Consider the following 5917-nt stretch of genomic DNA (forward strand, 5'->3'; position numbering starts at 1 on the left):
TGTCACGCCGGGGGTCGCGGGTTCGAGTCCCGTCCACTCCGCCACTTATTAGAAAAGCCCTGCTAGAAATAGCAGGGCTTTTTTACATTTGAAAAAGTGTCTTGCTGTTATACCAATCCGGAAAGTTACTGATCAGGTTTATCCAATCTTTTCTGCTCATTTTGGTGACGCGATCTTTGCACTCAAGAAATCCATTCCAAGCGCGACAAACCTTGGAAACAATGTCGTTATAACCAGTGAAACTTTGATTTGCTAGATCATGTTTTCGCAACCAACTCCATCCATAATAAAGACTGCATGACGTCCTTTTTCAGTAGCCTTAGATATCTGCTCTAAGTGATTTGTCATTATGTCCTTGTTAACCCAAAGAACCACTGTTGTTTCATCAATTCCTACCGAACCAAATAAACGTATTCAAATTGCTGTTGTTTTACCACACGAGGCCTCGTTTCACGAGTCGCCCAAAGACGTGTAGTTGTGTTCTGTTGACCAAACCTAGCTTCGTCTTGAAACCAGACATCAACACACTCTAGCCCAATATGACCGGGGATCTTAAGGACCGTTTCTATTTTGATTTTTTTTAATCGTCTTGGATTTGCTGTGATTGCTTGGGGTGTTTGGAGCGAGAAGTTATCCAAGAAAAGCCCATGAGGTCTAGGAGATAATAGATAGAATTCGGGTGGTGGTACTTATCAACGATTTTCACGATTTAGTCATTTATATCGCAGATACAAAAACGCCTAGCGTATGCTAGGCGTTGATAAATAGTGTTTCTAATACATCCGACTACAGTATTTGCTTAAGCACTCTATCGGCTTTCACACGAGTGATCTTACGAATCAACTTCTGAACTTCCATCGGGTAGCTCTCTACCTTATCTAACTGCTTATAGGTACAGATAAGCTGAGTGTGTTGAAGGATATTATCCACTTCAGCCTGAAACTTGTCTGTTAGGTGATGGTAGTTATCTTGGATAAAGATGCCGTTCTCTAGATCCAACTTCCATGCGCGAGGGTTTAGGTTATTACCTGTTAGTAGCATGTAGCGCTTATCTACCCAAATACCCTTTAGGTGGAAGCTGTTGGAATCGTGTTGCCAAAGTCGAATTGATAGATTACGGCTAGCAATATGAGCCTCATTCGCTTTAGCGAAACGACGTAAGTTCAATTCGTAAAGGTATGGAAGACCACCAATCGTTTTAAACTCTTCTTCTGGTGAGATAAAGAAATCATTCGCTGTCTTATCGCCAACAACAATGCTGACCTTTACGCCACGCTTAAGCGCTTTCTTCACTTCTTTAGCTAGGCTAGGTGGGAAGTTGAAGTAAGGTGTGCAGATAAAGATTTCATCTTTAGCTTGAGCTACGAGTTGATTGATTCCTTGATTCAGACGGTTACGTCTTTTACCGATACCAACTAATGGTGTTACAGCAACTTGGTCTGCTGAAACCTCTTGACCATCGAATTGATACTGAGACCTTGCTAATGATGCACGAAACTGACGAATAGCTGGTTTCAGTTCTTTGGTCGAAGGCTTGTTCTTATCAGCCAGGTCATAAACAGCGCTGTCCGCAACCATCTGTTCGTGTACGTAGGTAAACATTGAATCAGCAAGCGCTGCGTTGTTTAAAACATGGTAACGATCAAAGCGATAGCGGTCATGGTAATTCAGGTAGATATTGTTGAGGCTTGCACCGCTGTATATCACGCTGTCATCGACGATAAAGCCTTTTAAATGCAATACGCCAAAGACTTCTTTGCCGCGAACTGGAATGCCATAGACGGGTACAGAGTGCTGATATTTTTCTGCAAACTCTTTATACATGGCTGCATTGCCTTCAGAAGACTCTGCACCAATCAATCCGCGCTGCGCTCGGTGCCAATCGACACAAACGCTTACGTCTAATTCTGGATTCTTTTGCTTTGTTTCATATAAGGCAGTTAGGATTTCACGGCCAGCCTCATCATCTTCAAGATACAAAGCGACTAAACTAATACGAGTCGTTGCGCGAGATATCTCATCAAGTAGACGAGTTCGAAACTCTTGCGCTGATAGCAGTACTTCAAACTTGTCAGGATTCTGCGCTATGGTTGGCAACTGTATGAATGGATTCCTACTGGCAATCATATTGACTGTTTTACCTTAAAAATATGCAAAATTGCGAACCTTTAATTTTACCAAAGGGATAGCATCAAATACTAGATAATCGAGGCATTCTCTAACAATTTTGCTGATAATGCATAGGAATGAGATCTTTTCCGCTATTCGAATAGCGCTCGTATAAAACTCTTAAACCATTTGGCAGATCTTTAGGCTCTACCTGTACGAATTTGTGTCGCGCGTAAAAATTGGTGAGATGAGCGTACGCAAAGCAGTAATCGTCTTCCGTAAGTGCATGTTGCGCACAATAATCCATAAGTTTGGAGCCTAATTGCTTACCGCGATGTTGTTTTGATATCGCCATTCCAGTAAGTAAGCGATTATTTTCTATTGTACGAAAGCGCACGACACCGCACAGCTCGTTATCCAGTAATAACGAATAGATCAGTTCACTTTTATTAGCTTTTCCCGTTGGGTAATGTTCTTTATAGAAACGTTTAACTAGGGGAACCTTTACTGGGTCTAATTGGGTAATGATGACATTGTTCATTCAGTCACTGCGCCATTGGTTTATCTGCTGTAGAATGACTGCAGTGTAAGTTAATTGAATATCGCCATGCAATTCCATCTCAATGCTAGTTTAAAAAATGTTCATACTTTTTCCATAGATCAGACGTGTGATACGTTGGTTGAAGTCACCAATATCGAAGAATTAATTTCCGTTTACAGAGACCCTAAATGGTCAGCTTTACCTAAGTTAATACTGGGTAAAGGCAGTAATATGCTTTTTACTGAGCACTTCGCTGGTCTGGTCATAGTGAACAAATTATCCGGGATTGAGTTGACCGAGACGGATAGTCATCACCTACTGCATGTTAGTGGGGGGGAAGATTGGCCACACTTAGTTGAATGGAGTGTGGATAAAGGGCTCGGTGGTCTAGAAAACCTAGCAATGATACCTGGCTGTTCAGGTTCGGCCCCGATTCAAAATATTGGTGCGTATGGTGTTGAGCTACAAGACGTATGCGAGTATGTCGATATCCTGTGTCTGGATACTTATACAGTTAAGCGATTGAGCAAAGAAGAGTGTCTCTTTGGTTACCGAGATTCTATTTTCAAGCACGCTCTCTACGATAAAGCGATTGTTGTTGCGATTGGTTTAACGTTGCCGAAAGAGTGGGAGCCATGCAATCACTATGGCCCGTTAAAAAGCCTAGCAGCCGATACGCTCTCTCCTCGTACTATATTTGATGAAGTATGCGCTATCCGTTCAAGTAAGTTGCCAGACCCTAGAGTCCAAGGTAATGCGGGCAGCTTCTTCAAAAACCCTGTGATCACCAAAGATCATTTTGATCGCCTGTTTGCTCTATACCCAAACATTGTAGGCTATGAGAGCAATGACATGATCAAAGTCGCTGCAGGCTGGCTGATTGATCAATGTCAGTTCAAAGGCGTGACAGAAGGCGGTGCTCAAGTTCACCCAAACCAAGCATTAGTTATCATCAATTATGATAAGGCTTCTGCTGTGGATATCCTTAAGCTTGCAGAGCGAGTACGTCAGTCTGTCTTGAATAAATTCGATATTCGACTGGAACATGAAGTGCGTTTTATGGGACGAGACTGCGAGACAAACCTAGACAAGGCTTTGGAGTCATTGGCATGAGAGAACACAGTACCAAGCTTGCACTATTGAGATGTCTTGCTGACGGTGAGTTTCATTCAGGTGAAGCTCTAGGTGAAATGATTGGTGTATCACGAGCGGCTATCAGCAAGCACATTAAAGGTATTCAAGACTGGGGGTTAGATATCTACCGAGTTCAAGGCAAGGGCTATAAGCTAGCTAGCCGTTTAGATATGCTTGACGAAGACAAATTGTCTGTTGTTAGTCGTGATGCTTCTCTTGAACTCATTCCAATCATAGGTTCAACAAACCAACACCTATTAGATCGTACTAACATCCTCGAATCGGGTTCTGTCTGTATTGCTGAATATCAAGCTGCGGGACGTGGACGCCGTGGACGAGAGTGGGTATCGCCATTCGGTGCAAACCTCTATCTTTCAATGTATTGGAGACTCGACGCAGGGATGGCTGCCGCTATGGGCTTGAGCCTTGTGGTTGGTGTCGCTGTTGTTGAAGCTTTGGAAGAGATGGGCGTAGAAGGTATAAAGCTCAAATGGCCGAACGACCTTTACCACAATGACAAGAAGCTCGCTGGTATCTTGGTAGAGCTGTCAGGACAGTCTGGTGGCGCTGCTCATATTGTGATTGGTTTAGGGCTAAACTTATCCATGGATCCAACAACATCAGGTATTGGCCAACCGTGGACTTCTCTTAAAGAAGTGTGTGATGGGAAGGTGCCCGATCGCAATCAGTTAGCGCAGGCTCTGATCAATGCCTGGGATAAGTCTCTTGTTGATTATGAGTTGAAAGGGATGTCGAATTTTGTAGAGCGTTGGAATCGCTTTGATAATTTCTTAGGTCGCAATGTTAGGTTGATCATTGGACCTAGAGAAATTGAAGGTGTTGTTCAAGGCATCGATGAACAAGGTGCTGTATTACTCAAAACTGAGAATGGTATCGAGAGCTATATCGGCGGAGAGATATCGCTAAGAAAAGGCGATTAAGGTGTTACTATTTTCTTAGTAATACTTCTTCAACCATATGGTCTGCGCCTTTACGTAGAATCAAGTGAGCCCTTTCTCGTGTAGGAAGGATATTTTGTTCTAGGTTCAAGCCATTAATTGAACTCCAGATACCTTCCGCTTTATCCAGTGCCGCTTGGTTCGATAATTTTGTGTAATGACTAAAGTAAGAGCCAGGTTTGGTAAACGCGCCATCGCGGAATTTCATAAAGCGATTGACGTACCACTCTTTGATTTGTTGGCTATCAGCGTCAACATAGAGAGAGAAATCAAGGAAGTCTGAAATAAACACGCGATGTGGCTCGTGTGGATCGTTCATGCCTGTTTGCAAGACATTAAGTCCTTCAATAATAAGCACATCTGGTAGGTCGACACACTTAACGTCATCAGTAATGTTGTACGTAAGATGCGAGTACACGGGAGCCGTGACATTTCTCTTGCATGCTTTTACATCCGAAACAAAGTTCACTAAACGCTTAATATCGTAAGACTCCGGAAAGCCCTTTTTACTCATCAATCCTTTTTCTTCTAACACCTCATTTGGGTATAAGAAGCCATCGGTTGTCACTAGCTCAACTTTTGGGTGGTTCTCCCAGCGAGAAAGTAGGGCTTTAAGCAGTCGTGCAGTTGTACTTTTGCCCACAGCGACACTTCCAGCAATACCGATGATAAAAGGTGGTGCTTTCTCGTTTTTATCCAGGAATTGATGGAGTACTGAGTTTCTATTCTGTCTGGCTGCCACATAGAGATTTAATAGGCGAGAGAGCGGCAGGTAGATCTCAACGGCTTCCTCCATTGTGAGCTTTTCATTGATGCCTTGAAGCTCTTTTAAGTCGCTCTCAGAAAGTGTCATCGGAACTAAATTCCTTAGCTCAGACCAACGTTCGCGGTCAAATGACATAAATGGGCTCATATAAACTCTATAGTGGATAACAAAACAAGTGCATGGAAAATACATCAAGCGATAGATAAATAAAATATCTTCCTGTACTAGATGTGGGTTAAAGGCAGAAACCTTGAGCTAAATAGCCGTATATAGGAATTTGATAGGAGAATTTTTCACTTTTTTTCAATTTACTATTGCAAGGTGGAAAATCATTCAATAAAATGCGCCCCACTTGTGCCGACTTAGCTCAGTAGGTAGAGCAACTGACTTGTAATCAGTAGGTCACCA

The 5917-nt window shown here is 42.7% G+C and carries 5 protein-coding genes; 2 read left to right on the forward strand and 3 right to left on the reverse strand.

Annotated features, from left to right (window positions below):
* Positions 1-786: 786 nt before the first annotated feature.
* Complete coding sequence (gene pssA / locus ACED25_RS22825; protein ID WP_017096507.1) at positions 787-2127, reverse strand: CDP-diacylglycerol--serine O-phosphatidyltransferase; 1341 nt, start codon at positions 2125-2127, stop codon at positions 787-789.
* Between the two features lie 91 nt (positions 2128-2218).
* Complete coding sequence (locus ACED25_RS22830) at positions 2219-2650, reverse strand: GNAT family N-acetyltransferase (protein ID WP_017096508.1); 432 nt, start codon at positions 2648-2650, stop codon at positions 2219-2221.
* 66 nt (positions 2651-2716) lie between these two features.
* On the opposite strand from ACED25_RS22830, the gene murB reads away from it, so the two are divergent.
* The gene (murB, locus tag ACED25_RS22835; RefSeq protein ID WP_029223747.1) at positions 2717-3763 is read left to right on the forward strand and encodes a UDP-N-acetylmuramate dehydrogenase; all 1047 of its coding nucleotides are present in this window, start codon (positions 2717-2719) and stop codon (positions 3761-3763) included.
* A complete protein-coding gene (gene birA / locus ACED25_RS22840; protein WP_017096510.1) occupies positions 3760-4725 on the forward strand; it encodes a bifunctional biotin--[acetyl-CoA-carboxylase] ligase/biotin operon repressor BirA in 966 nt (321 codons plus the stop codon). The genes murB and birA overlap by 4 nt, the downstream gene beginning before the upstream one ends.
* A 7-nt stretch (positions 4726-4732) precedes the next feature.
* Here birA and coaA read toward each other — a convergent pair whose 3' ends face one another.
* Entirely contained in the window at positions 4733-5656 is a 924-nt protein-coding gene (coaA, locus tag ACED25_RS22845) for a type I pantothenate kinase (protein ID WP_009844725.1), read from the reverse strand.
* Positions 5657-5917 lie beyond the last annotated feature (261 nt).

The organism is Vibrio sp. 1F263 (genome assembly GCF_041439035.1).
GTDB classification, from domain to species: domain Bacteria; phylum Pseudomonadota; class Gammaproteobacteria; order Enterobacterales; family Vibrionaceae; genus Vibrio; species Vibrio tasmaniensis_A.

Bases quoted from the DNA above. Each gene is read 5' to 3' on its own strand.
- coaA (WP_009844725.1), bottom strand. From the start codon at position 5,656: ATGAGCCCATTTATGTCATTTGACCGCGAACGTTGGTCTGAGCTAAGG.
- ACED25_RS22830 (WP_017096508.1), bottom strand. From the start codon at position 2,650: ATGAACAATGTCATCATTACCCAATTAGACCCAGTAAAGGTTCCCCTA.
- birA (WP_017096510.1), top strand. From the start codon at position 3,760: ATGAGAGAACACAGTACCAAGCTTGCACTATTGAGATGTCTTGCTGAC.
- murB (WP_029223747.1), top strand. From the start codon at position 2,717: ATGCAATTCCATCTCAATGCTAGTTTAAAAAATGTTCATACTTTTTCC.
- pssA (WP_017096507.1), bottom strand. From the start codon at position 2,127: ATGATTGCCAGTAGGAATCCATTCATACAGTTGCCAACCATAGCGCAG.